Genomic DNA, 23,957 nt, shown 5'->3' with positions numbered 1-23,957 from the left:
GCGAAAGGGCGGGCCGTTCCCCCGTGGAGCGGCCCGCCCTTCGCCTGTGACACAGCACGGTCAGGCGGCCGCCGAGGCGGGCACCCACAGCTCGTCGACGGCCCGCTCGGCCGCGGCGAGGCTCTGCTCGAACAGCGGGATCAGCTCGGCCATCGCCGGGTTGACCGGGGCCAGGGTCAGCTCGGCGCAGATGAACCGCGGCTCCAGGCCGGTCAGGGACAGGCCGTGCGGCAGCCACGGCTCGGCGTGGTCCCAGCCCTCGCGCGGGGTGCCCGGACCGTACCCGCCGCCGCGGCTGACCAGGACGACGAACTGGCGGTCGCCGAGCAGCCCGGCGTTCGTCACCGGGTCGTAGGCGATGCCGGGGGCGATCAGGTGGTCGACCCAGGACTTCACGCTGCTGGGCGCGCCGTAGTTGTAGAGCGGGAGCCCGAGCAGGACCGTGTCGGCCTGCTTCACCTCGGCCACCACCTCCTCGGTCAGCTGCCAGGACGCCTGCTGCTCGGGGGTGTGCTGATCCGGCGGCACCATGCGCGCGAGGCCGCTCGCGGTGTTCAGGTGCGGCAGCGGGTTCTGGCCCAGGTCGCGGTAGGTGACGGTGCCGTCCGGGTGGGCGGCGCGCCAGGCGGCGGCGGCGCGGGCGCTGAGCCGCCGACTGATCGACCGCTCCCCGGTGATGCTGGAGTCGACGTGCAGTAGGTGTGCCATGGGTGGTTTCTCCTCCGACGATCGTTCGTGTAGAACCAACTATTTATAGCAGGTCGATGTTCCTCGGAGTGCGTAAACTGGGTCACATGTCCGCCGCACCGGTCGAGGAGTCCGAGCGCCGCTCCGGGCCCCTGCTCGACCACCTGGCCCGGCGGATGCGGCTGCGCTCGGAGTCGGTGCTGGCCCCGCTGGGCCTGCGCCCCCGCCACCTGGTGGCGCTCACCGTGCTGCGCGACTCCGGCGGCATCAGCCAGCAGGCGCTCGCCGGCACGCTCCAGCTCGACAGCACGAACGTGGTCGGGCTGCTCAACGACCTGGAATCGGACGGCCTGGCCGAGCGCCGCCGCTCCCCGGAGGACCGCCGCCGGCACGAGGTACGCCTCACCGACGCGGGCACGAAGCGACTGAGCGAGGCCGAGTGCGCGCTCGCCGGAGCCGAGGAGGAGGTCCTCGGCGCGCTGGCGCCCGGCGAGCGGGACCTGCTCTACGACCTGCTGCGACGGGCCACCCAGGGCCGGTCGTCGACCTGCGGCGAAGTGATGGCGGAGGGCGGCCCGGGCGCCTGCTGACCGTCGGCGCTCAGCGGGGCCTGGTCAGAGCGCGGTGGTGGCCTGCGGCCGGTCGTCCCGGACGTGGACCAGCATGTCGCCGGTCTCGATCACCGCGCCGGCACGGTCGTTGAGCGTGACCACCTTGCCCCGGCGGACCAGCGCGATGACCAACGACTCCAGCTCACGCGGCGGGCGGCCCACCTCGTCGCGCTCGGCCGACCGCATCGCCAGCGCCATGCCCTGACCCGGGGTGAGCAGGTCCTCCACCACGTCGATCAGGGGCGGGGCCGAGGTGGAGAGGCCGAGCAGCCGCCCGGCCGTGGCCGACGAGACGATCACGTGGTGCGCCCCGCTCTGCTTGAGCAGCGGCGCGTTCTCCGCCTCGCGTACCGCCGCGATGATCCGCACCTGACCGGCGGTGAGCTGCCGGACGGTGAGCGCCACCAGCACCGAGGCGTCGTCGCTGTCGGTCGCGATGATGACCGCCTTCGCGGTACGCACGTGCGCCTGCTCCAGCACCGACGAGCGGGTCGCCGAACCCTCGATCGTCACCAGGCCGTTCGAGGTGGCCTGCCGCAGCGCCGGCCCACTCCGCTCGACCACCACGATCCTGGCCTTGTCCGTACCGTTCTCCAGCAGGGCGGAGACCGCGCTGCGGCCCTTGGTGCCGTAGCCGCAGATGATGACGTGGTCCTTCACGGTTCTCCTCCACCGCGACAGGCGACGGCCGGTGCGGTACTGCTCGGTCAGGACTTCCAGGGTGGTGCCGACCAGGATGATCAGGAAGAGCACCCGGGCGGGGGTGACGAACAGGACATTGGCCAGGCGCGCGGACGAGCTGACCGGCGTGATGTCGCCGTACCCGGTGGTGGAGAGCGAGACCACCACGTAGTAGAAGCAGTCGAGCAGCGTCAGGCCGCTCTCGTCGACGTCGCGGTAGCCGTCGCGGTCGAGCCACACCACGAACACCGTGGCGAAGACCAGGCCGAGGGCGGCGAGCAGGCGCAGACTCAGCGCGCTCAGTGGCCCCCGCCGCTGCGCGGGAAAATGGATCACCGTCGGTCCCGCTCCGCCACCGTCGCCTGCACGCCCTCAAGATAGCGGGTACGCCCCGAGCCGGCTGGTCGGCAGGGTCGGTCCGTCGCCGCAAGCGGTAAGGATTTCGTCACATCCATCGACGCCGTCACGGGTGAGACTGTGATCCGCACCTGCCCGGTCGGTACCACGGGGGCCGACCGGGCAGGTGCCGGGGGCGTGGACGGGGCATGATGGGGACGTCCGGGACGCCCGACCGCGAGGAGACCGGCATGTCGTTGCTGCGACGCGTGATCGGCGGGGTGCTGCGGCGCATCCGCCTGCGCCAGGGCCGCACGCTGCGCGAGGTGGCCCAGGCCGCGGGCGTCTCCCTGCCCTATCTGTCCGAGGTCGAACGCGGGCGCAAGGAGGCCTCCTCCGAGGTGCTTGCCGCGATCTGCCGGGCGCTCGGAATCCATCTCGCCGACCTGCTCGAAGAGGCCCGCGACGAGCTGCTCCGGGAGCGTCCCGCCCCGGTCGGCCCCGGGTTCTCGGCGGCCCGGTTCGACCGGGTGCCGGTCGCCCGCACCGGGCCGCACCTGCGGGTCGGCCCGCCGCGGCTGTCCGTCACGCGCCGCCCGGCCGTGTCGCCCCGCCCGCCCGTGACGCGCCGGCCCGCCGTCTTGCTCCGGCCGCACCTCGCCCGCCGGCCGGTCACCGCCACGCCCCTGGTGGGCGGCGCGCTGCGGCCCGTCGGGCTCGGGCCGGCGCCACTCGGTCCGGCGTTCGACTCCGCCACGCCGATCGGGTTCTCCGGCGGCATCCGGATCTGGCCGGCTCCCTCCGCCCCGGCCGTCCGCCCCCGTCCGCGTACCTCCGTCACTGTCGCCCGGCGGCGAGCCCGCGCCGGCCGTCGGCGGCCGGTCGCCGCGTAGCTTCTGCCCAGGGCGAATCTGCCCCGGGCAGAAAGCCTGGGCCGCGCGGGTGCGCCCGGCGGACGCTGGAGACCGCCGGGTTCCCGGGCGGTCCCCCGCCCACCGGCGGCACGGAGGTGGGCGGCGATGGGTGGCATCTGGATGCTCGACGAGGGACAGCCGGCGTTCGGCGACCGGGTCTTCGAGCGGCTGCTGAAGGAACGGATCATCTTCCTCGGCACCGAGGTCACCGATGCGTCGGCCAACCAGATCTGCGCGCAGATCCTGCTCCTCGCGGCCGAGGACGCGGAGCGGGACATCTTCCTCTACATCAACTCACCCGGTGGTTCGGTCAGCGCCGGCATGGCCGTCTACGACACCATGCGGTACGTCAAGAACGACGTGGCGACGCTGGCGCTCGGGATGGCCGGGTCGATGGGGCAGTTCCTGCTCTGCGCCGGGGCGGCGGGCAAGCGGTTCGCGCTGCCGCACTCGCGGATCATGATGCACCAGCCGTCCGGCGGGATGGGCGGCACGGCCGCGGACATCACCATCCAGGCCGAGAACATGCTGCACGTGAAGCGCACCATGCAGGAACTGATCGCCCAGCACAGCGGGCGCACGCTGGAGGAGATCCAGCGTGACTGGGACCGCGACCGCTGGTTCACCGCCGAGCAGGCCCGCGAGTACGGGCTCGTCGACCAGGTGCTCACCCGCGTCGACCAGCTCGCGGCGTGAGCGGGTGCGGCCCGGCTGGTGCCGCCGGCCGGGCCGCCCTCGCGGTCAGGGGTAGCTGATCACCGGGCTGGTGCCGTACGAGCCGACGACAGGCGTGCCGACCTCGTTGATCGTGCGCTCGATGCCGCCGCTGCCGTCCAGGAACACGGTGATCGCGTCGTGGAACCGCACGCCCGCCCGGCGCGGCGCCTCGATCGCCCGGTCGCAGCGGATGTCCACGCCCTGGTTGAAGTACGAGTACACCCCGAGTCCCCACGCCTCGTGCGTGCGGACGTGGTCGGCCACCTTGTACGAGGCCCAGCCGTTGCCGGTCGGGCTGCGCCAGGCGGCCTGGCTCGGTGGGTCGTAGGGCAGCTCGCTCTGGTAGAACACGGTCCGGCCGCGCTCGCCGTTCCAGATCGTCTGCCAGCGCTGGTAGTGCTCGACGAACAGCCCGTACGCGGTCACGTCGTCGCCGTTGACGATCACGCCGGTGGCAGCGGTGTTCACGGTCCAGCCGATCGTGCCGGCCCGGCCGTGGTCGCCGCGCCAGGCCCAGATGTTGTCGATGAGCGTGTGCCGGCTGTGCACCACCAGGCTGGTGACCGCCCGCCCGGCGTACGGGCCGCCGATGCGGAAGAAGACGTCCTGCAGCGAGATCGGGTTCGTGGCGTGCGACCGGTGGCAGCGCCGGGTGCCGACCTCGACCAGCACCGGCGACTCGACCGGTCCGGCGTCCACGAGCACCCCGGCGATGCGGACCCCGTCCACGTCCTCGATCCGCAACGCCGCGTCCCCCCGGTCCGGCACCAGGCTCGGCATGCCGAGACCGAGCACGACGGTGTCCGGACGGCGTACCCGCAGCGCCCGGTCCAGGTGGTAGACGCCCGGGGTGAGCAGCAGGTGCCGGCCGCGGGCCAGTTCCGCGTTGATCCGCTTCGCCGAGTCGGTGGGCCGGGCGAGGAAGAACGCGGACAGCGGCAGCGACGGCACCGGAGCGCCGCCGGCGGCCCAGGTGGTGCCGGCGGTGTTCCGGCGCAGGCGCGGTACGGCGACCCGCCAGGCGCCCTGGGCGTCGACGAACAGGTACGGCTTCTCCCGGGTGACCGGGCTGGTCGGCAGCGTGGTGTACGGCGGGTCGGGGAAGCCCTGCGCGGGCGCGCCGAGCACGCCGGAGAACACCTGGTTCCAGACGCCGTTGGTCCACTCGCCGCCGAGTTCGCTGTCCCGGGTGAGCCACTGCTGCTGGGAGCCGTTGATGGTGATGCCGTCCACCTTGGAGTCGGCGATGTAGCCGCCGCTGGAGTAACCGCCGTTGCCGGGCTCCAGCCACAGCACGCCCTTGACGTGCACCCGGCGCATCGGTGACGCCTGCGAGACGGCCCATTGGTTCGACCAGTCGGTCGGGGTGACCGAGAGGTTCTCCGCCGAGCGCCAGAAGTTGGTGAGCGCGGAGATGCCGGCGGGCGAGTTCGGGTCCGGCTGCCCGACCACCCGGACCGCACCGTGGATCTCCACGTCGTCCGGGTGCGCGCCGAGACCGGCGACAGTCGTGTAGTAGCCGAGCCGGGCGTCCACTTCGTAGCGGCCGGGCTTGAACAGCACGGCGTACCTGTCGAAGCCCATCTCGTTGCGTTCCTGGGCGGTGAACAGCCGGTCCAGCGTGGACTGGATCTCGTCGGCCGGCGTGCTCGGGTCGTACACGAAGACGTTGGGGCCGAAGTCGGGCTCGCGGGCCGGGCGGCCGGGCGGGGACGCGGCTGCGACGCCGGCCGGGAGGCCGAGGGCGGTGAGTGAGGCCGCGGAGGCGGTGAGGGTGAGGAAACGGCGGCGGGAGGGGTCGGGTGATCGCATCTGCCTGCCTGTTCGGTGGTGGGCGGGACGAGAGAGCGCTCTCTCGGCTGTTCCTACCTCATCGCCGTCGATACCGCCAGAGCCCGCCGGTTCGGGCGAACCGGCGGGCTCTGCCGCGTGCTGCGCTCAGGCGCGCTCGGCGCGCCGCTTCACCAGGTCGTCGACGAGCTTCTCGACGTAGTCGGCGGTGTCCTCCCAGCGGGTGACCTCGACGCAGCGGATGCCCATCGCCTTGACCGGGTAGTCGTTGCCGCCCACGTCCAGGCGGTCACCCACGAAGAGCACGTTGTCGAGCTTCAGGTCCAGGTGCTCCAGCAGCTTCCGCATGCCGTACGCCTTGTCCACGCCCTTGCGGGTGACGTCGATCGAGGTGGAGCCGCCGCCGCGGACCTCCAGGTCGGGCAGCTTCGCCGCGACCGCGTCGCGCAGCCGCCGCTTCTTGTCGCCGTCCGGGTCCCAGCCGTACTTCTCGGCCGGCGGGGCGGACTGCCCCAGCGCGGAGAACGTGATCTGGCTGCCCCGGTCCTCGATGATGTCGCCCCAGGTCTTCGCCTCCCACAGACCCAGCGCCTGGGCCGACTCGGTGAGCGCGGCGACCACACGGGCCTTGTCGGCCTCACTCAGGTCCTCGGCGTACACCTGCCGCCAGTCCCCGTCGGACCAGCGGTAGTAGCGGGTGCCGCAGGTCGGCATCAGGTGCAGCTGGTCGCGCTGCTCCTCGGTGAGGTCGAGGTGGGCGAGCACCTGCGACTGGAACTGCTCGAACCGGCCACCGGAGATGACCAGTACGTCCACCTCGGTGAGCAGGTGGCCGAGCAACTCCGCCATCCGACGATCGATCCGGGACTTGGAAATCGCCAGGGTGTCGTCGAGATCGAACGCCACCACTCGAAGATCGTTCACGAATACCTCATGTCGTCGCGGACAGGCCAGGACCTGCCAGGGTACCGACGGGTCCTGGCGCCGACCTGACGGCCCGGCAGACGACAGGGCCGTCCCGACGGAGCGTAACGCGAGCCACCCCCGGACGACCGGCTTCCCGAGCCATTGACCGCATCGCCGGGCGTCGATAGCCTTCGGCGACAATATCTTTCATCAATGGAGGCAATCCGGTGAGATTTCTTCGAAAGCGCGGAGGGCTCGTCGTCCTCGCCGTGACCGCCCTGGCGGCGACCACTGCGGGTGTCGTGCCCGCCGTCGCCGCGCCCGCCGACGACCTGTCCACGCTGGCCAGCTCGTCCACCTTCCCGCTGGCCGACCCGGACACGTTGCTGGCGAGGGACGGCTCCTACGTCACCTACGGCACTACCATCGGCGACGGGATCGGCGCACGCTGCGGCGCGACCGGCAAGCTCTACGTACCCGTCCTCGTCCACGGCTCCGGCGACGACGTCGGCATGGCCGACTGCGCCTCGTACGACGCCCTGCCGTCCGGTCCGGGCGCCTGGGCCGAGCCCGGCGGCTCGGTTTGGGCCCCCGGCGTCGCGCGCTTCGACGGCCGGTTCTTCATGTTCTACACCGCCTCCCGCAAGGGCTCCGGGCAGAAGTGCATCGGGCGGGCCATCTCCGACAGCGCCCGCGGCCCCTTCCAGAACCAGGGCGAGTGGGCCTGCCCGGACGCCGGCCGGTGGGCACTGGACGCCAACCCCTTCGTGGCCGGCGGCAACCTGTACGTGACCTACCGGGACGACGCCATCGCCTCCGGCGCCGAGACCGGCATCTCCACCGTCCGCACGGACAGCGAGGGCCGCGCGATCTGGAACACCCGCCGGGACATGCTCAAGAGCACCGACATCACCTGGGACACCGCCAAGATCAGCGGCGGTACGCACGTGGTCGAGAACCCGTCGATGTGGAAGGCCGCCGACGGGGACTGGTACCTGATGTACTCGGGCAACAACTGGGACAGCGCCCGCTACGCCACCGGCATCGCCCGCTGCGGCGCCAGCCCTCTGCCCGGCACCCGCTGCAACCCCGTCCGTGAAGGCGAGTCCCGCCCGTTCTTCGGCTTCACGGGCGACGCCGGGCTCAACCCGATCCGCGGCCTCCCGGGCAACCACCAGGGCCCCGGTGGGATGGACGTCTTCGCCGCCGCCGACGGCACCGACCGCGTGGTGTGGCACTGGTGGAACGGCACCAGACGCTTCCCGATGACAGGCGTCCTGACCCGTCCCTCCACCGGATTCCTCGTCTCGTAGCCGGCCGTCCACGTAGCAGCCGCCGGGGCGGCTACCGGTCGATCTTCGTGTGGCGCGGCGCTCCGGCTCCGCCGCGCCTGACAACACAGCTGCTCACCATCTGCTTTGACTCAGTCACGCTCGGTTGATCTGCTTCACGGAAAATTGCATTTGGCAAGAGCTGGCACCGGAATTTTCTCGATGCGATGCATCTGCTTGTCAGGTACCCGACAGTGAAATGCCGACTCTTGTGCTAGCCGTGCGCCGGGAGGATGCTCGAAACGTCGAACGGCACTGCGTCGCCTCACACAGAGGGCGGCGCCCGGCTGCCACCGGACGCCGCATTCGACTCCACCGCTGCAACGGAAGGAGTCACGTTGACTGTAATCCCTCACGGGTCAGACTTCGAGACGCCAGAGGACGAGGACGAAGCCGTTGCCGAACTGACCGCCCGGCACCGGATCATCCTGGCGTACATCAAGACGCTCAGTCCGATCATCGCCGCCGTCGTCGCCTGCATCGGGACGCTGGTGGCAGCGCTGGTCCGCTGACCCGCCGGCCCCGCGCTCCGGCTCCGGCCGGACGCGGGGCCGTCCCCGTACCAAAAAAGGATCTGGCACACTGCGGCGATGCCGACCTTGGATCGTCTCTTCGCCGAACACGTCGGCACCGGGCTGGCCCGTCAGATGGCGCTGGCCGATCTCCTGGGCGAACGTGAATGGCAACTCAACGTGGCCGACGGCACCGTGACATTCGGGGACGACCTGCGATACCGCGTCCAGCTCCTCGGCACCGAAAGCCACGACGACGGCACCTGGCTGTGGGCCTGGGCCAACGAGGCCAGCAACCTCCCGCCGGCGGTGCTGCACCTGGCCGGCTGGCTCCGCGAGTACGGGCATCGCCAAGGGGTCGCCGAACTGACCGAACCCACGTTCCCCCTCCAGCGCGCCGACGGACACCGGCTCGCCCTGCTGGCGTCCGGCCTGACCGGCCGCTGCTACTACCGCGGGCCGTACCCCGGCGGCGCCGTCTTCTTCCACCTCGACGACGCCCCGGCACAGATCACCGCGCCGGTCCGCCCGGAGCGGGTGCCGACCGTCCTGGCCCAGGTCCTCCAGTCCTTCCCGGTGGAACACCGCGTCGCCGTTGAGGCGTTCCTGCACCAGGAGGGATGGCGCTTGGATCGGGCCCCGATGTCGGTGACGGCACAGAGCCGGGACGGTTCCGTGCTGCGCGTCGACTTCGACGCGATGGGTCGCGTCAGCAACATGTCGGGAACGCTGCGGCCGTAGCGGGAACCGCGCCGCGGATCGGCCGACGTGGGATGTGTGGTGCCCCCGGCAGGATTCGAACCTGCGACACACGGTTTAGGAAACCGATGCTCTATCCCCTGAGCTACGAGGGCGCGAGGGCCTAGTCTAGCGACCTGGGGGTTCACCTGGGGTGGCAGGGAGTGGCCCACGTTCACCCACGTCACCCGTACCCCGGTTCTCCCAGCCCAGGACCACACCCGGAGCACACGAACCCCGGTTTGCGACCGGCGGTCAGCCGCGGTGACCCGCGTTGGCACCGGTTCACCCGGGTTGGTACCCGCTGGAGAGCACACACCGCGCACATCATCGAAGATCACCGGTCCGTAGCCAGGTCGCACGATCCTGGTGACGCGAGTGAGACCCTCGGTCTGGCGCCGTTGACCCACGTCGTAACAGGTCGCCGAGATGCCTGTTCCTCGATACTCTGGGCGACCGTGACGATCCGTAGTCTCGTGCCGCTACCCGTCCGTCGCCACTTTCGCGATCTCAGCGCCGGCTACAGCACCCTCCGGCTGATCGCGGGCATGTGGGAGGACCAAGGGTTCACGCCGTCCGGTGATCCGAACGACGAGACCAGCGAGCGGCGAGGATTCTGGCGTGAGTTCGAGGACAACGTGGACTGGACCGATCCCACCCACGTGAACCGTGTTCTGCGTGTGTACGAGACGCTGATCGACGCGATGCCACCAGAAGCGTTGGCGAGCACCCGCAAGTTCATGGAACGGCAAGGCTTCGACGTCGACCTTGAGGGCAGGATCAGCCCGAAGTCAGACAGCGCCCTCCCCGCTGCGGCGACGATGCCACGGGCGCTGACCGCGCTGCGAGACCCGGAGATGATCCTGGACTCGTTCGAACGAATCAACAGGGCACTCCCGAGCGACCCAGCCCAGGCCATCGGATCCGCGAAGGAACTGGTCGAGGCAACCGCAAAAACCGTGCTCGAAGAGCTGGGCATCTCGTTCGACGGCAAGACCACTAAGCTGCCTCAGCTCATCGACAGGGCACAGCGCGAACTCGGGCTTCAGCCGCAGACCGTCGCACCGCGGCCGGATGGCAGCCAGGCTGTCAAGCGCATCCTCGGCGGGCTGTCGGGCATCGCGCTCGGCCTCGGTGAACTGCGCAACGAGGGCTGGGGCACCGGCCACGCCGCACGCCGCACAGGGCTGCGTCCTCGTCACGGTTACCTCGCGGTCGGAGCGGCGCACACCTGGTGCCAGGTCATCCTCGACACGCTCGCCGATCCGGCCGCACCTTGGCGGGCGCAGGCAGGCGCCACGGCAAGGTGATCCCTCATCTGCGCGGGATGGGTAAGAATAATCGAGCCGAGGGGCCGGACTCCCTCAGACCAGCTCCCTGCGGTCCCACGCAGTCCCGAACGACGCCCAGCGCCCGCATCAGCACGGGCTGCGCTGGACCAGATCGCGCAGTTCCTCTTCCCGATTGGTTCCTCTGATTGCCGATGGGACTCCGGTCAGTCGAACAACCGGCCCACGAGGGCGCCCTGACCGGACTGCAGGACGTGCGCCGTGCGTAACGGTATCCAGAAGCACTCGAACTGGGTGGGCTCCTGCTCGCCGTCGTGGTCTTCCTGGCTCGCCCATCGCTCGGGCGTCGTCCCGTGTAGCGCCAACTCGAAGACGTGGCGACGCTGGATCTCGAAGCGGAGCGGGCTAATGTCGTACTCGATCTCCCCCAGCATGCGCACGACGGTGAAGCCGGTCAGTCCGGTCTCTTCGCGGGCCTCGCGCAGCGCCGCGTCCGCCGGGTCCTCACCGGGGTGGACGCTGCCGCCGGGTACCTGGATGCCTACCTCCTCGTAGCTGAAGTCGGTGTGGCGGAAGACGAGCAATTGCCCTTCCCGCACGACGTAGCAGAGAACCTTGCTGGTGATCACCTTGTCGGGCACGGTGCCTTCCTCCACTCCTTTCCTCTGGTGCGTCTACCCGGGGTCTGGCAGGTGTTTATCGGGCAGGCCGAAGATGGCTTCCTGGGCCGCTCGGGCGAGGGTGGCCTGGGTGGTGGCGGGTAGTCCGAGCCTGTTCCAGTGGAAGATCACGTGCAAGGCGATTACTGCCCGCAGACCACGGGTGAGGGTGCCCCTTTCCCGTTGGCGGTGTAGGGACTGCCCCCGGTTCGGTTGACTCCTGACCTGTGAGGATGTGCTCCTCGCTGGAAGGATGTCTGCCATGCCGAAAGCGTTCCCGCCGGAGTTCCGCCGTGACGTGGTCGCGGTCGCCCGCAAGGGCGAGGCGCCGATCGCCCAGATCGCGAAGGACTTCGGGATTTCCGAGTCGTGCCTGCACCGCTGGTTGAAGATCGCCGACGCCGACGACGGCAATCGCCCCGGCACCACCAGTTCAGAGTCGGCGGAGCTGCGGGAGCTGCGACGCCGCAACAAGCTGCTGGAGCAGGAAAACGAGATCCTGCGCAGGGCGGCGGCGTTCTTCGCCAAGGAGATCGCCCCAAAATGACGTACCCGCAGGTCGGTGACCTGGCCGCGGACGGGATCCCCGTCGCGGTGACCTGCCGGGTGCTGGGGTTCAGCAAGCAGGCCTACTACGCGTGGCGCAAGGATCCGGTGTCGCAGCGGGACTGGGACGACGCGCACCTGATCAACACGGCCCTGGACATCCACGCTGACGACCCGGCGTTCGGGTATCGGTTCATCGCCGACGAACTACCCGCCCACGGCATCACCGCCGGCCCGAAACGGGTGGCCAGGCTCTGCTCACAGCAGCGGATCTGGTCGGTGTTCGCCAAACGCAGAGGCATCACGAGGCGGGCCGGGCCGCCAGTGCACGACGACCTGCTGCAACGCCGTTTCACCGCCGACGCGCCGGACCGCGTGTGGCTGACCGATATCACCGAACACCCCACCGGCGAGGGCAAGCTGTACCTGTGTGCGATGAAGGACGTGTACTCCGGCAGGATCGTCGGCTACTCCATCGACTCACGGATGAAAGCCTCCCTGGCGGTCACGGCGTTGCAGAACGCGGTCCGGCTGCGGGACCCGTGCGGCACTATTGTCCACTCGGACAGGGGTAGCCAGTTTCGTTCACGGAAGTTCGTCAAAGCGTTGCACCGCAACGGATTGCTCGGCTCGATGGGCCGCGTTTGAGACAATCAACAGGCCCGCACGCACGGCCTGAACCACTCACCCCCGCGAGTCAACCAACCCGGGGCGGTCCCAGATCCGCGACGCCGTGGCCGCGGTGGCCCTGCACCGCACCCCACACCTCGTTCCAACCGGCAAGACGACCCAGGCCGCCTCCTACGCGCTCGGCCCGATCCAACGCGTCACCGTCGGCGCGACCGGCACGGACCTGCACATCACCTGGAGGGCCGTCTCGAAGCAGATCACCGGCCCGATGATGGCCATGGCCCAGCGTCTGCACCTGGCCCAGCGCCACGCCGCCCGCAACACGCCCGAGCGTGCCATCGACGTCCTGCACAGCGGGCTCCTGCACATCGACCCCACCAACAGCCGGCTCGCCCTGGACACCGCGACCGCCCGCGCCACCGCGCTCCCCTGGGCCCAGTGGGGACACCGCAGCCTGCGTCACCTTCTCGGCGACCCCACCAACCCGGAAGTCCGCGCCGCCCTACGCGGGGTCTGTGGATTTGAGGGTGTTTCCGGCCTGACCTGCCGGGCGTTGTGCCTGGTGAGGAGGGTGCCGTGATGACCGCGACACTGAACGACCAGACCGGACGGAAGAAGCGGGCGGAGCCGTCGGCGGAGGCCAAGGCCGCCGCTGAGTTGGTCCGGGCCGCGAAGGAACAAGGGCTTTCCCTGACCGGCCCGGACGGGTTGCTGAAGCAGTTGACCAAGACGGTCCTGGAGACCGCGTTGAACGAGGAGATGACCGAGCACCTCGGCTACGAAAAACACGACCAGGCCGGCGCCGGGTCGGGCAACATCCGCAACGGCACCCGGGCGAAGACGGTGCTGACCGACAGCACCGGGCCGGTGCAGATCGACGTGCCGCGAGACCGGGCCGGCACCTTCGAGCCTCAGATCGTCCGTAAGCGGCAGCGCCGTCTGTCGGGGGTCGACGAGGTCGTGTTGTCGCTGTATGCCAAAGGGTTGACGACCGGGGAGATCTGCGCGCACTTCGCGGAGATCTACGGGGCGTCGGTGTCGAAGGAGACGATCTCGCGGATCACCGACAAGGTCATCGAGGAGATGACCGACTGGGCGCACCGACCGTTGGACGAGATTTACGCGGCGGTGTTCATCGACGCCATCGTGGTCAAGGTGCGTGACGGGCAGGTCGCCAACCGGCCGTTCTACGCCGCGATCGGGGTCACCCTCGACGGCGAGAAGGACATCCTCGGCCTATGGGCCGGCACGGGTGGTGAGGGCGCGAAGTTCTGGATGAGCGTGCTGACCGACCTGCGCAACCGCGGCGTGAAGGACGTGTTCTTCTGCGTCTGCGACGGCCTCAAAGGGCTGCCGGAGGTCGTGACGAACGTATGGCCCCGCACGGTGGTGCAGACCTGCATCATCCACCTGATCCGCAACACGTTCCGGCTCACGTCTCGCCGCTACTGGGACGAGCTGAAGCGGGATATCAAGCCGATCTACACCGCCGTCAACGCGCAAGCGGCAAGGGCGGCGTTCGACGACCTGGCCGACAAGTGGGGCGACCGGTATCCGGCGGTGATCCGGCTGTGGGACAACGCCTGGGCGGAGTTCATCCCGTTCCTCGACTACGACCTGGAGATCCGCACGGTCATCTGCTCCACCAACGCGATCGAGTCGCTCAACGCCCGCTACCGGCGGGCGGTCAAAGCCCGCGGCCACTTCCCCAACGAGCAGGCCGCGTTGAAGTGTCTGTACCTGGTGACCCGATCGTTGGACCCCACCGGGGACGGCAGAACCCGATGGACGATGCGCTGGAAACCCGCGTTGAACGCCTTCGCCATCACCTTCAGCGACCGCTTCCCAGCCGCTGAAACCTACTAACCAAGATCGCCGGAAACACCCTTAGCGAGACAGGCCCAGGCGGTGGGGCAGACCGCCAGGTCGAAGGTGTCGTCGGGTAGCGGCACGGTGGTGAAGTCGCCCTCGATGACGGTCACGTCCTGGCCGGTCAGGTTGCTTCGCAGCCGGGCCACCAGCCGGCCACCGAGTTCCACCGCCAGCACCGACGTGCCGGCGTCCACGAGGGGGCGGGTCACCTGCCCTGTTCCCGGTCCGACCTCCAGGACGCGCACCCGGTCGCAGCCCGCGCTCGGCAAGCACCTCGTACACCCGCGGCGGGTATCCCGGCCGGGCCGCCTGGTAGTTGTCCGGGTCCTCGTCGAAGCTGCGCCGCCGGCTCGGCAACTGGTCGTCACCGCTCACGTCGCGAGCGTATTCGCTCGGGCGACCGGGGCGGATCTTTCCGCTCATGAGGCGCGCCACCACTGTCACAGGCGTCGGCGCGCGTCACGGGTTCGGCAGGGTGGTGCGCCAGGCGGCGGCGAGTGCTGCCACGTCGGGGTATCGGTCGGCGGGTGCCGTGGTGGTGGCGCGGACGGCTACCTGTTGCTGGTGGCGGGAGCCGCGCCAGCCGTGTGGGGAGTCGAGGAGGTGGTGGATAGTGCGGCCGAGGGTGTAGACGGTGGTGCGCTGGTCGATGACGGCGCCGCGGACGAGTTCTTCGGGGGCCATGTACCGGCGGGATCCGGGGAGGCGGTCGGTGTCGAGGGTGAACGGCCCGGGACGGTACTCGTCGAGGTCGATCAGGTGTAGTCGACGGGCGCCGAAGTCGTAGAGGAAGCAGCCGTCGTAGAGGTCGACCGCGACGTAGCCGGCGGCGGCGACGGCCAGGTGCGCGTCGAGGATGGTGCCGATAGCCCTTTCGACGTCGCGCAGGGGTAGTTGCTGGAACCGGTACAGGGCGCTGCGGTCCGAACCGTGAACGGTGGCGTGGTTCAGCACGCTGCCGTCATGCCACGGGTAGACAAGTGTCGGCCCGTCGAGGACGTATTGGGGGCGCACGATGGCCGGGTGCCGGACCGCGGCGTGGAACCGGGCGGCCCGCCGCAAGGAACGGCGGCTTCGTACGGTGGTGGCTGTCTTGACGAACCAGCGGCGTCCGGATACCTCAACGCCGTAGGAGACGCACCCGGAGTCCTGGGCGTCGAAGACCACGAACGCGGAGTCCAGGGGTAGCTCCATCACGTAGAGGACAGTAGGCCCACATCCGTTCGCAGAGCGCGAACGCCGCCCGCAGCGGACGTGGAGAGTCCCATGGTTGTGGGCATCGTGTCACCGCAGAGGGAGGTGACGCAGGTGGATGTGTCGTCCGCGCCGACAAGGTACGCCGAAGCGTTGCTGTTCGCCGCGGAAGTAGTCGATGCGGCCACCCGCCCTCCACACGGTGACCACGGCGAGGAAGTGCTGCGCGATCCCTACGCGCGGGAGATGTTGAGGCATCAGCGCGACTGGTCGTGGTGCGACAGCCCGCAGGATGTCGACCTTGCCGCCAGGGGCGCTGCGGGCCACCGTCGAGTACGTGGCTCGTCGTCACGCCACAGCGCTGCCCGACTACACCGGTCGCGCCGGTGAACACTGGCCCGACGTCGATGACCGCCTGGCCCGGCTGGCCTCGGCGCTGCGCTTAGCCGCCGAGGCCGCCGAGCAGGCCTGGCCGCACCGGCTGCAGCAGGTCCTGGCCCCCTGGGTACGCCAGCGGCTCGCCGCGCTACTGACCACCACAGGACGGGCGGAAGGGCTGGGCAGCCTGGACGCCCGCGTGCGGCGCGCGGTCGTGCTGGCCTGGCAGTACCGGTCGGTGCGGCACGAACTGTTCGCCGACCACCACTGGCAGGGGCGACCGACGGCACCGTGGTGGTGCCTCGACGGCACGCTCGCCGCCCGCTCGCCGTTCGACGGCTACGCCACCGGCCAGGTGCCGTCCTACGCCCTGCGACTGACCCACCTCGACCTCACCACGGGGCGAGGCGAAGGTGAGCTGACCGTCGCCCACTCCGGCACCACCCCACTCACGGCATACCCGGTCACCATCACCGACAGCGCACCAACACTGACTGTGAGGCTAGCCGGGTCAGCCTGTGAGGCTAGCCGGGTCTCCCCGGAGGTGATGGGCTGATGGCTGGCAGCAGCAGAGGTGACTCCAACCCTGACTGGCTTCGTGCCTTTGGCGGGACTTGTCCGTCTGCTGCTGCCGGCGCCGGCCCGGCGGGAGACGTTTGGCCTGATCAGGAGCTTGACCGCCAGTTAGCGGCTGGCGTGTCTCATCACAGTCCTGCCATCTCCGCACCGGACCGGACCCTTGCGTCCCCACGGTGAGGAGAGAACGCATGTCCATGCTGGCAGATCTGGTCGAGGTCGTCATTGGCGTCGACACCCACACGGCCACCCACACCGCGGCGCTGCTGGACACCCGCACCGGCGGGGTCCTGGCCAGGGCCACGGTGAGCGCTGACCCCGACGGCTACGCCGAGCTGGTGGCCTTGGCCGACGAGCACTCAGGGCTGCGGGCCTGGGCCCTGGAAGGCTCCGGCGGTTACGGCGCCGGCCTGGCCCGCCACCTGGCCGACGCCGGTGAGCTGGTCGTCGAGCTGGACCGGCCGCAGCGCCCGACCCGTCGCGCCGGAGCGAAGTCCGATCCGATCGACGCCGAACGCGCCGCCCGCGACGCCCTGGCCCGCACCCGGCTGGCACAGCCCAAGACCGGTTCCGAACGGGCGGCACTGCAGATGCGCTTGACGGCCCGCCGCGCCGCCGTGGAAGCCAGCGCCACCACCCAGCGGCAACTACACGCGATGGTGATCACCGCCCCGGAGGTGGTGCGAGCCCGCTTCCGCGGCCAGAGCACCCGGCTCATGCTCACCACCGCCACCCGACTACGCCCCACCACCAGCGCCGACGTTGACGTGTTCACCAGCCTGACCGTGTTGCGGGACCTCGCCCGCCGCGTCCGCTTCCTCGAAGCCGAAGCCACCGAACACGAAAAGGCGATCCGGACGATCGTCCGGTCCTGGCGCCCAGACCTGCTGCAACTGACCGGCGTGGGACCGATCGTCGCCGCCACGATCCTCACCGCATGGTCCCACCCCGGACGTTGCCGCAACGACGCCGCGTTCGCCATGCTCGCCGGCGCCGCCCCCATTCCCGCCTCCTCCGGCAAGACCGTCCGCTACCGCCTCAACCGCTCCGGCGACCGCCAACTCAACCGCGCCCTGCACACCATCGTCCTGACCCGCCTACAACGCGCCGAGGACACCCGCGCCTACGCCGAGCGCCGCCGAACTCAGGGCAAAACCGACCGAGAGATCAAACGCTGCCTCAAACGCTACGTCGCCCGAGACCTCTATCGACGCCTCGAAAACCCACCCACCCCTACCACTTGACGCGGCATAGGAGCGTCCACCGACACGGAGGCCGAACACCGGACAGCGGTGTACGACGCGATGTCGGCCCTCGGCGTCACACACGCCGGATGAGAATAAGGACCGTCTGATCACTGGCTTCCCTGCGTTTCCTCCGACCCAAACGTTCGGCACCTCTACAAGCCGCGCGAATCTGCTCATCTGACAGAAGGCGGGCCTTAATAAGCAGCCGCAATAGCTGCATTAATGGCGCGGTCGTGGACAACCCGATCGAGGCATGGCCTGATCAGGGCTTACGCCTGTCCTGCTGATCTTCGGCAAGCGAGCACAGCATCGCGCGGTTGCGAGCCACTAACTGGAAACAGAACAGGAATTCGCAGGCAGTGAGCCTGGAGCCAAAGATAGAGCGTCGTCTTAGGAAACCGATGCTCTATACCCTGAGCTACGAGGGCGCGGCGGGCTCCGAACGCCGGCTCACGTCACGACGCGGACACCGGGCCAGCGTTCGGTGGGGCGGTGGCGGGCGAGCCGTTCCCGAGAGATCTCCAGGCTTGCCCTGGTCGGGTTGCGGCGCCACACCCCGTCGAGGAGGTCGTCGAGGCCGTGCGGCGCACACACCGCGATCTGGCCGTAGGTGTCGAGGCGGGTCGCCACGGCGGTGGCGTACTCAGGCCAGGTGGCAACGGCATCGGCGATCGTCCGCAACGGCGCCACCGAACCACCGCCGAACTTCGCCGGATACCAGGTGTGCACAGCGGCCTGGTTCTTCGCCTCCCACGGAGGCTCCGGCCAGGCTGCCACCAGCCGCCGGGTGGCCTGGTCGTCGTTGTCCCGGCTCAGGTCCGCCGGATCGAGGAAGACGACGTCGACGTCCCGCACCGACGAGGGGTCGAAGCCGTCGCCGTACCGCTCGCTCCAGACCAGGTCGCGGATGGCGCCGGCGCCGATCCAGGCGTCCGGGAGGCCGGAGTCTCGAACGACGCCCAGCGCCCGGATCAGCCACGGGCTGCGCTGGACCAGATCCCGTAGTTCGTCTTCCCGCATCGTCTCCCCTGGTTGCCGCTGCCGGAGTCCTGAACAGTCGAACATTCGGCCCACGAGGGCGCCTGGCCGGACTGCAGGACCTGCGCGGCTCGTAACGGTCAGTGTCAGTGTCTGGGCGGGTTCTGCCGGTCATCAGATGGTGAGTGTCGGTGGCGGCGTCGGCGACTTCATGCCACCGGGGGTGAGTGAGGTAGTCGTCGTCGAGGGCAGTGGGTCCGAGTTCGTTGAGGATGGCGGTCAAGGGTTCGAGCGTCGCGCTGATCGGTGCCATGGTGCCTTCGGCGGGGTGGCGGCGCTCGCCGGCTGCCGTTCGTCGTGGGCTTCGACGAGGACGGCACTGCGACAGGACCGGAGGGCTGCCGCGCGGCGGGACTGGATCGGTGCCTGAGCGGGGACATATGAGGGCCAAACGGGGGTAACGGGCCGCCGGAGGTGGCGCATGGTGGCGATGGGGCAGGCCGCGCTCTCGGGTGAGCGGCTCCGGCAGACCGACGGCTTCCTCGCCGAGGCGTGGGCCGACATGGTCCGGCACGACGAGCGGCTGCGCGGGACGGCAGTCGAGGTGCGCTTCGACCGGGGGGTGGCGCACCTGACCGGCGAGGTCGCCGACCCGGAACAGTTGCGGCTGGTACGGGAGCTGATCGGCCGGCTCTCCGGCGTACTCGGGGTCTGGTGCCGGGTCACCGTGGCCGGGCGGGCGCCGGTGGCGGTCGACCTGGGCTGCGGTGCGACCAAACAGTGGCCGGGCAATCTGGGACTGGACATCTATCCGGCGCCGGGGGTGAACGCGGTCGCCAACCTGGCCGGCTCGCTGCCGCTGCGCGACGACTCGGTGGACGTGTTCTTCGCGGTGCACATCGTCGAGCACCTGATCGACTTCCTGCCGCTGTTCGACGAGTGCCACCGGGTGTTGCGTCCCGGCGGGGTCCTGCACGTGATGAGCCCCTGGTGGCGGCACGTCAACGCGGTGGCCGACCCGACCCACGTGCGGCTGCTCGACATGCAGACGTTCAAGGGCATCTGCGGTCAGCGACCACCGGGCACCCCACGCTGGTATCCGCTGCATGTCGGCTGCGACGGCGCCTCGATCTTCGCCGACCTGACTCCCCTGCCCGCGGACGCCCCACCCCCTCCCCCAGCCCACCTGGCCCGCTTCTTCGACTGACCTCGCGGCCCGAACCGCATCACTCCGACGATCATGAGGTTGGCGGCAGCCGAGGAGGCCGACACCGCCGCCATGACCGCCCGGGCGGTGAGGACGCCGCGGGAGGGAGGGCTAGGTGGGAGGGGGTGGGGCGGACTCTCTCAGGGCCAGGTGGTGGGGGGCCACCAGCTCTCGGGGCGGGGCGTCGCGGTCGGGGCCCAGGCGGCCGGCCAGCAGCTCGACCGCCAGGCGGGCGACGCGCTCCTTGTCCGGGGCGACCGTGGTCAGCGTCGGGATCGAGAAGCGCCCGTCCTCGATGTCGTCGAAGCCGGCCACCGCGACGTCCTCGGGCACGCGCAGGCCCATCTCGTGCAGGGCGCGCAGCACGCCGAGCGCGAGCGTGTCGTTGAAGCAGAAGACGGCGTCGGGGCGTACCCCGGTGGTGAGCAGGTGCCGCACGGCGGCTGCGCCGTCCGCGCGGTGCCAGGCCGGTGCGGGCGCCACCAGGCGGTCGTCGTAGCCGATGCCGGCCTCGGCCAGCGCGGCGGTGTAGCCGGCCAGGCGGAGCCGGGCGCTCGCGCCCTCGGGGGTCCGCTGGGAGCCGATCGCGGCGATCCGGCGGCGGCCGAGCCCGATCAGGTGGGCGGTGATCTCGCGGGCGGCGGCCACGTTGTCGATCATGACGTGGTCGGCAGGGCCGTGGTCGACCCGTTCGCCGAGCAGCACCATGGGCAGGCCGGCCAGGGCGGCGAGATCGTCGGCGGTGAGCGCGAGCGGGCTCAGGATCAGGCCGTCGATCATGTGGTCGCCGATCCCGCTGGCGGCCTTGCGCTCCTGCTCGGAACGGCCGCCGGTCTGGTCGATCAGCACGGTCCAGTCGTGGTCGGCGGCGGCGGTCACGACGTGCCGGGCCAGCTCGGCGAAGTAGGGGATGTCCAGCTCGGGCACGGCCAGGGCGATCACCCCGGTACGCCCCTTGCGCAGGTTGCGGGCCGACAGGTTGGGCCGGTAGTTGAGCGCGGCGATGGCCTCCTCGACCCGGGCCCGGGTGTCGGCGCGCACGTGCTGGTAGCCGTTGACGACGTTGGAGACGGTCTTCACCGACACTCCGGCCCGCTCGGCGACGTCCTTGAGCCTGTGCCGCACTGAACTTCCTCCCGGTGAACGCTGGCCGCAGCGTACCGCGTCACGACGACGCAACTGCCCCCTTTACACAGGTGCTTACAACGTTGTAGAAACCACTGACAGCGGAGTGACAGCGGTCACTCGCCACCGCAACGAGGAAGAGGTTGGCATCGTGCCGAACGCGCAGCTCACGATCGATCCGGCGTTCAGGGTCGCGCCGGCGGACCGTCGGATCTTCGGTTCCTTCGTCGAGCACATGGGGCGCTGCGTCTACGGCGGGGTGTACGAGCCGGGCCACCACACAGCGGACCGGCGAGGGCTGCGGCGCGACGTGCTGGACCTGACCCGTGAGCTGGGTGTCTCGGTCGTGCGCTATCCCGGTGGCAACTTCGTCTCCAGCTACCGGTGGGAGGACGGCGTCGGCCCGGTCGGCGACCGTCCACGCCGGCTCGACCTGGCCTGGAAGACCATCGAGACGAACGAGTTCGGGCTGGACGAGTTCATGACCTGGGCGGCCGAGGCCGGGATCGAGCCGATGATGGCGGTCAACCTCGGCACCCGCGGCGTCACCGAGGCGCTCGACCTGCTGGAGTACACAAACCACCCGGGCGGCACCCAACTGTCCGACCTGCGCCGCAAGCACGGCGCCGAGCAGCCGTACGGGGTGCGGCTGTGGTGCCTCGGCAACGAGATGGACGGGCCGTGGCAGGTCGGGCACAAGACCGCCGACGAGTACGGCCGCCTCGCCGCCGAGACCGCCCGCGCGATGAAGATGATCGACCCCTCGATCAGCCTGGTCGCCTGTGGAAGCTCCGGCCGCGGCATGCCCACGTTCGCCGCGTGGGAGGCGACCGTGCTGGAGCACACCTACGAGCACGTCGACTACATCTCCGCCCACACCTACTACGACCCCTCCGACGGCGACCGGGCCAGCCTGCTCGCCTCCGCCGTCGACATGGACGCCTTCATCACCGAGGTCGTCGCCACCGCCGATTACGTGGGCGCAAAGCTGCGACAGAAGCGCAAGCTGAAGATCTCCTTCGACGAGTGGAACGTCTGGTACCAGTCCCGCCTCCAGTCCGACCTGGACCGGCGCGGCTGGGTCGAGGCACCGGCGCTGATCGAGGACGACTACACGGCAGTCGACGCGGTGGTGGTGGGCGACCTGCTGATCACCCTGCTCCGGCACGCCGACCGCATCGGCGTGGCCTGCCAGGCGCAGCTCGCCAACGTGATCGCCCCGATCCGTACCCGCACCGGTGGTCCGGCCTGGCGGCAGAGCATCTTCCACCCGTTCGCCCTGACCGCCCGGTACGCCCGCGGCACCGTGCTGCGGACCGAGCCCACCGGCCCGACCTACGAGACCCGGCGGTACGGCGACGTGCCCGCGCTGGACACCGTCGCCGTGCACGACGAGGAGAGCGGCGAGCTGGCCGTCTTCGCGGTCAACAGGGGTCCGCAGGACATCCCGCTCGACCTGGACCTGCGCGGCCTGCCCGGCCTGCGGGCCGAGGCGCACACCACGGTGGCGGCCGGAACCGACCCGGACGCCACGAACACCGAAGCGGATCCGGAGCGGGTCACGCCCCGGGACCTCACCACGCCCACTGTCGACGGCGGCCGGGCCTCCGTGCTGCTGCCGGCCACCTCCTGGAACCTGCTGCGCTTCGTGCCGGCGTCGTGACCAGGCAATACTCCATCCCGTCCCCAAGGAGTACGCATGATCCAGAACGAGATGAGCCGACGGCACCTGCTCGGCCTCGGCGTCGGGCTCGGCGCGGCGGCCACGCTGACGCTCAGCGGCTGCGGCGGCGGCAGCAGCTCCGACAACTCCGGCGCGGCCGGCAACGGCGGCAAGGACTACACCGGCCCGAAGGTGGACCTGAAGCTGTGGAACGGCTTCACCGGCGGCGACGGTGACATCTTCAAGACGCTCGTCCAGCAGTTCAACGGCGAGCACCAGAACATCGCGGTCAGCGTGGTCACGTACCAGTGGGAGGACTACTACAGCAAGCTTCCCGGCGCGGTCTCCAGCGGCAACGGCCCGGACATCGCGGTCATGCACATGGACCAGCTCGCCACGTTCGCCGCCCGCGGCACGATCAGCGAACTGGACGACGTGGCGAAGGCCCTCGAGCTGAGCGAGGGCGACTTCGCCCCGACGGTCTGGAAGGGCGGCCTCTACAACGACAAGCGGTACGGCATCCCCCTGGACATGCACCCGCTGGGCTTCTACTACAACAAGGCGGTCATGCAGAAGGCCGGCCTGGACCCGGAGAAGCCGCCGGCCACCCGGGACGAGTACACCGCCGCGCTGACCGAGCTGAAGAAGTCGGGCGTGCAGGGCTTCTGGGTCAGCCCGTTCCAGTTCACCGGCGGCATGACCTTCTACAGCCTGCTGCACCAGTGGGGCGGCACGCTCTTCGACGCCGAGGTGGCGAAGGCGACGTTCAACTCCGACCCGGCGGTCGAGGCATGCTCCTGGCTGGTCGACCTGATCAAGCAGGGCCACTCCCCGGCCAACGTCGGCCAGGACGCCGACTACCTGGCATTCAAGAGCGGCAAGAACGCGTTCAACTGGAACGGCATCTGGCAGATCAACGACCTGAAGAAGAGCTCGAACGTGCAGTGGGGCGTCGCGCCGCTGCCGCAGATCGGCAGCCAGAAGGCCGCCTGGGCGAACTCGCACAATTTCACCATCGTCAAGCAGCGCTCGGCGAACGCGAACAAGACCGCCGGCGCGAAGGTCTTCATCAACTGGCTGAGCCAGCACTCGCTGGACTGGGCCAAGGGCGGCCAGGTGCCGGCCCGCAAGGCGGTCCGCGAGAGCAGCGAGTTCAAGGGCCTCGCCGAGGTCAACGCGCTCGCACCGGAGCTGGAGTACGCCGCGTTCCCGCCCGCCGCGCCGGGCCTGGGCGAGGTCATGCTGACCTTCTACAGCGCGTTCAACGAGGCTGCGCTGGGCAAGAAGTCGCCGAAGCAGGCGCTCGACGACGGCGTGACGAAGGCGAACAAGCAGCTCGAGGACAACCGCAAGAAGTACGGGAACTGAT

Annotated in this window: 23 protein-coding genes, 1 tRNA gene and 2 pseudogenes; 15 read left to right on the top strand and 11 right to left on the bottom strand. The window is 70.0% G+C overall.

Features of this window, described 5'->3' with window-relative positions:
- Positions 1–60: 60 nt before the first annotated feature.
- Positions 61–708: an NAD(P)H-dependent oxidoreductase gene (locus tag ACFYON_RS12445; protein ID WP_355094565.1), complete on the bottom strand. Its 648-nt coding sequence runs from the start codon at positions 706–708 to the stop codon at positions 61–63.
- 86 nt (positions 709–794) lie between these two features.
- Here ACFYON_RS12445 and ACFYON_RS12440 point away from each other — a divergent pair, with 86 nt between their 5' ends.
- A complete protein-coding gene (locus tag ACFYON_RS12440; RefSeq protein ID WP_354864529.1) occupies positions 795–1,277 on the top strand; it encodes a MarR family winged helix-turn-helix transcriptional regulator in 483 nt (160 codons plus the stop codon).
- Between the two features lie 24 nt (positions 1,278–1,301).
- On the opposite strand, the gene ACFYON_RS12435 is transcribed toward ACFYON_RS12440, so the two are convergent.
- A complete protein-coding gene (locus ACFYON_RS12435) occupies positions 1,302–2,315 on the bottom strand; it encodes a potassium channel family protein (RefSeq protein WP_354864527.1) in 1,014 nt (337 codons plus the stop codon).
- Between the two features lie 251 nt (positions 2,316–2,566).
- Between ACFYON_RS12435 and ACFYON_RS12430 the strand changes: the two genes are divergently transcribed.
- Positions 2,567–3,208: a helix-turn-helix transcriptional regulator gene (locus ACFYON_RS12430; protein WP_355094567.1), complete on the top strand. Its 642-nt coding sequence runs from the start codon at positions 2,567–2,569 to the stop codon at positions 3,206–3,208.
- A gap of 126 nt (positions 3,209–3,334) precedes the next feature.
- Complete coding sequence (locus tag ACFYON_RS12425) at positions 3,335–3,925, top strand: ATP-dependent Clp protease proteolytic subunit (protein ID WP_013283850.1); 591 nt, start codon at positions 3,335–3,337, stop codon at positions 3,923–3,925.
- Positions 3,926–3,970: 45 nt separating this feature from the next.
- Here ACFYON_RS12425 and ACFYON_RS12420 read toward each other — a convergent pair whose 3' ends face one another.
- Positions 3,971–5,758: an adenylyl cyclase gene (locus ACFYON_RS12420; RefSeq protein WP_355047302.1), complete on the bottom strand. Its 1,788-nt coding sequence runs from the start codon at positions 5,756–5,758 to the stop codon at positions 3,971–3,973.
- 126 nt (positions 5,759–5,884) lie between these two features.
- Positions 5,885–6,661: an HAD-IIB family hydrolase gene (locus tag ACFYON_RS12415; RefSeq protein ID WP_355047301.1), complete on the bottom strand. Its 777-nt coding sequence runs from the start codon at positions 6,659–6,661 to the stop codon at positions 5,885–5,887.
- 209 nt (positions 6,662–6,870) lie between these two features.
- On the opposite strand from ACFYON_RS12415, the gene ACFYON_RS12410 reads away from it, so the two are divergent.
- From ACFYON_RS12410 to ACFYON_RS12400, 3 genes are all read left to right on the top strand, one after another.
- Positions 6,871–7,956: a family 43 glycosylhydrolase gene (locus ACFYON_RS12410; RefSeq protein ID WP_354864518.1), complete on the top strand. Its 1,086-nt coding sequence runs from the start codon at positions 6,871–6,873 to the stop codon at positions 7,954–7,956.
- Positions 7,957–8,312: 356 nt separating this feature from the next.
- Positions 8,313–8,486 (top strand): hypothetical protein, encoded by a 174-nt coding sequence (locus ACFYON_RS12405; protein WP_354864516.1) that lies wholly within the window; start codon positions 8,313–8,315, stop codon positions 8,484–8,486.
- Positions 8,487–8,564: 78 nt separating this feature from the next.
- Entirely contained in the window at positions 8,565–9,227 is a 663-nt protein-coding gene (locus ACFYON_RS12400) for a DUF6882 domain-containing protein (RefSeq protein WP_354864514.1), read from the top strand.
- Positions 9,228–9,264: 37 nt separating this feature from the next.
- Here ACFYON_RS12400 and ACFYON_RS12395 read toward each other — a convergent pair.
- Positions 9,265–9,340, bottom strand: a tRNA-Arg gene (locus ACFYON_RS12395).
- A 342-nt stretch (positions 9,341–9,682) separates the two neighbouring features.
- Between ACFYON_RS12395 and ACFYON_RS12390 the strand changes: the two genes are divergently transcribed.
- A complete protein-coding gene (locus ACFYON_RS12390; protein ID WP_354864512.1) occupies positions 9,683–10,534 on the top strand; it encodes an abortive infection family protein in 852 nt (283 codons plus the stop codon).
- Between the two features lie 185 nt (positions 10,535–10,719).
- Here the strand turns inward: ACFYON_RS12390 and ACFYON_RS12385 are convergent, their stop codons facing one another.
- Both ACFYON_RS12385 and ACFYON_RS12380 read right to left on the bottom strand, forming a co-directional pair.
- Positions 10,720–11,154, bottom strand: a complete 435-nt coding sequence (locus ACFYON_RS12385) for an NUDIX domain-containing protein (protein ID WP_354864510.1) — start codon at positions 11,152–11,154, stop codon at positions 10,720–10,722.
- 33 nt (positions 11,155–11,187) lie between these two features.
- Positions 11,188–11,370 (bottom strand): annotated as a pseudogene (locus tag ACFYON_RS12380) (hypothetical protein); the annotation flags it as partial.
- 64 nt (positions 11,371–11,434) lie between these two features.
- On the opposite strand from ACFYON_RS12380, the pseudogene ACFYON_RS12375 reads away from it, so the two are divergent.
- From ACFYON_RS12375 to ACFYON_RS12365, 3 genes and pseudogenes are all read left to right on the top strand, one after another.
- Positions 11,435–12,363 (top strand): annotated as a pseudogene (locus tag ACFYON_RS12375) (IS3 family transposase); the annotation flags it as partial.
- An 88-nt stretch (positions 12,364–12,451) separates the two neighbouring features.
- Positions 12,452–12,928 (top strand): hypothetical protein, encoded by a 477-nt coding sequence (locus tag ACFYON_RS12370; RefSeq protein ID WP_354864508.1) that lies wholly within the window; start codon positions 12,452–12,454, stop codon positions 12,926–12,928.
- Positions 12,928–14,214, top strand: a complete 1,287-nt coding sequence (locus tag ACFYON_RS12365) for an IS256 family transposase (protein ID WP_355094153.1) — start codon at positions 12,928–12,930, stop codon at positions 14,212–14,214. The genes ACFYON_RS12370 and ACFYON_RS12365 overlap by 1 nt, the downstream gene beginning before the upstream one ends.
- On the opposite strand, the gene ACFYON_RS12360 is transcribed toward ACFYON_RS12365, so the two are convergent.
- Together ACFYON_RS12360 and ACFYON_RS12355 are read right to left on the bottom strand one after the other, a co-directional pair.
- On the bottom strand, positions 14,211–14,429 hold the full coding sequence (locus ACFYON_RS12360; RefSeq protein ID WP_354874550.1) for a methyltransferase domain-containing protein: 219 nt from the start codon (positions 14,427–14,429) through the stop codon (positions 14,211–14,213). The two genes, ACFYON_RS12365 and ACFYON_RS12360, sit on opposite strands and share 4 nt — an antisense overlap.
- A 250-nt stretch (positions 14,430–14,679) precedes the next feature.
- Complete coding sequence (locus ACFYON_RS12355) at positions 14,680–15,414, bottom strand: serine/threonine protein kinase (protein ID WP_354874637.1); 735 nt, start codon at positions 15,412–15,414, stop codon at positions 14,680–14,682.
- Between the two features lie 292 nt (positions 15,415–15,706).
- Between ACFYON_RS12355 and ACFYON_RS12350 the strand changes: the two genes are divergently transcribed.
- On the top strand, positions 15,707–16,348 hold the full coding sequence (locus ACFYON_RS12350) for a hypothetical protein (RefSeq protein ID WP_354874552.1): 642 nt from the start codon (positions 15,707–15,709) through the stop codon (positions 16,346–16,348).
- Positions 16,349–16,565: 217 nt separating this feature from the next.
- Positions 16,566–17,612, top strand: a complete 1,047-nt coding sequence (locus ACFYON_RS12345) for an IS110 family transposase (RefSeq protein WP_355015314.1) — start codon at positions 16,566–16,568, stop codon at positions 17,610–17,612.
- A gap of 453 nt (positions 17,613–18,065) precedes the next feature.
- On the opposite strand, the gene ACFYON_RS12340 is transcribed toward ACFYON_RS12345, so the two are convergent.
- Positions 18,066–18,635 (bottom strand): nucleotidyltransferase family protein, encoded by a 570-nt coding sequence (locus ACFYON_RS12340; RefSeq protein ID WP_355047349.1) that lies wholly within the window; start codon positions 18,633–18,635, stop codon positions 18,066–18,068.
- A gap of 439 nt (positions 18,636–19,074) precedes the next feature.
- Between ACFYON_RS12340 and ACFYON_RS12335 the strand changes: the two genes are divergently transcribed.
- Positions 19,075–19,800, top strand: coding sequence for a methyltransferase domain-containing protein (locus ACFYON_RS12335; protein ID WP_355047348.1), 726 nt, complete (start codon positions 19,075–19,077; stop codon positions 19,798–19,800).
- Positions 19,801–19,911: 111 nt separating this feature from the next.
- Here the strand turns inward: ACFYON_RS12335 and ACFYON_RS12330 are convergent, their stop codons facing one another.
- Positions 19,912–20,925 carry a LacI family DNA-binding transcriptional regulator gene (locus tag ACFYON_RS12330; RefSeq protein ID WP_354874560.1) on the bottom strand — a complete coding sequence of 338 codons (1,014 nt, stop codon included), beginning with the start codon at positions 20,923–20,925 and terminating at the stop codon, positions 19,912–19,914.
- A gap of 151 nt (positions 20,926–21,076) precedes the next feature.
- On the opposite strand from ACFYON_RS12330, the gene ACFYON_RS12325 reads away from it, so the two are divergent.
- Entirely contained in the window at positions 21,077–22,588 is a 1,512-nt protein-coding gene (locus ACFYON_RS12325; protein WP_354874562.1) for an alpha-N-arabinofuranosidase, read from the top strand.
- 36 nt (positions 22,589–22,624) lie between these two features.
- Entirely contained in the window at positions 22,625–23,956 is a 1,332-nt protein-coding gene (locus tag ACFYON_RS12320; RefSeq protein ID WP_354874564.1) for an ABC transporter substrate-binding protein, read from the top strand.
- Position 23,957: the final 1 nt, after the last annotated feature.

The organism is Micromonospora sp. NPDC005686, assembly GCF_042871665.1.
Lineage (GTDB): Bacteria > Actinomycetota > Actinomycetes > Mycobacteriales > Micromonosporaceae > Micromonospora.
The sequence above is the reverse complement of the archived record's forward strand: the minus strand, read 5'-3'. Positions and strand labels throughout refer to the sequence as shown.

Bases quoted from the DNA above. Each gene is read 5' to 3' on its own strand.
- ACFYON_RS12365 (WP_355094153.1), top strand. From the start codon at position 12,928: ATGACCGCGACACTGAACGACCAGACCGGACGGAAGAAGCGGGCGGAG.
- ACFYON_RS12440 (WP_354864529.1), top strand. From the start codon at position 795: ATGTCCGCCGCACCGGTCGAGGAGTCCGAGCGCCGCTCCGGGCCCCTG.
- ACFYON_RS12400 (WP_354864514.1), top strand. From the start codon at position 8,565: ATGCCGACCTTGGATCGTCTCTTCGCCGAACACGTCGGCACCGGGCTG.
- ACFYON_RS12420 (WP_355047302.1), bottom strand. From the start codon at position 5,758: ATGCGATCACCCGACCCCTCCCGCCGCCGTTTCCTCACCCTCACCGCC.
- ACFYON_RS12430 (WP_355094567.1), top strand. From the start codon at position 2,567: ATGTCGTTGCTGCGACGCGTGATCGGCGGGGTGCTGCGGCGCATCCGC.
- ACFYON_RS12350 (WP_354874552.1), top strand. From the start codon at position 15,707: ATGTCGACCTTGCCGCCAGGGGCGCTGCGGGCCACCGTCGAGTACGTG.
- ACFYON_RS12340 (WP_355047349.1), bottom strand. From the start codon at position 18,635: ATGCGGGAAGACGAACTACGGGATCTGGTCCAGCGCAGCCCGTGGCTG.
- ACFYON_RS12445 (WP_355094565.1), bottom strand. From the start codon at position 708: ATGGCACACCTACTGCACGTCGACTCCAGCATCACCGGGGAGCGGTCG.
- ACFYON_RS12320 (WP_354874564.1), top strand. From the start codon at position 22,625: ATGATCCAGAACGAGATGAGCCGACGGCACCTGCTCGGCCTCGGCGTC.
- ACFYON_RS12345 (WP_355015314.1), top strand. From the start codon at position 16,566: ATGCTGGCAGATCTGGTCGAGGTCGTCATTGGCGTCGACACCCACACG.
- ACFYON_RS12335 (WP_355047348.1), top strand. From the start codon at position 19,075: ATGGTGGCGATGGGGCAGGCCGCGCTCTCGGGTGAGCGGCTCCGGCAG.
- ACFYON_RS12355 (WP_354874637.1), bottom strand. From the start codon at position 15,414: ATGGAGCTACCCCTGGACTCCGCGTTCGTGGTCTTCGACGCCCAGGAC.
- ACFYON_RS12425 (WP_013283850.1), top strand. From the start codon at position 3,335: ATGGGTGGCATCTGGATGCTCGACGAGGGACAGCCGGCGTTCGGCGAC.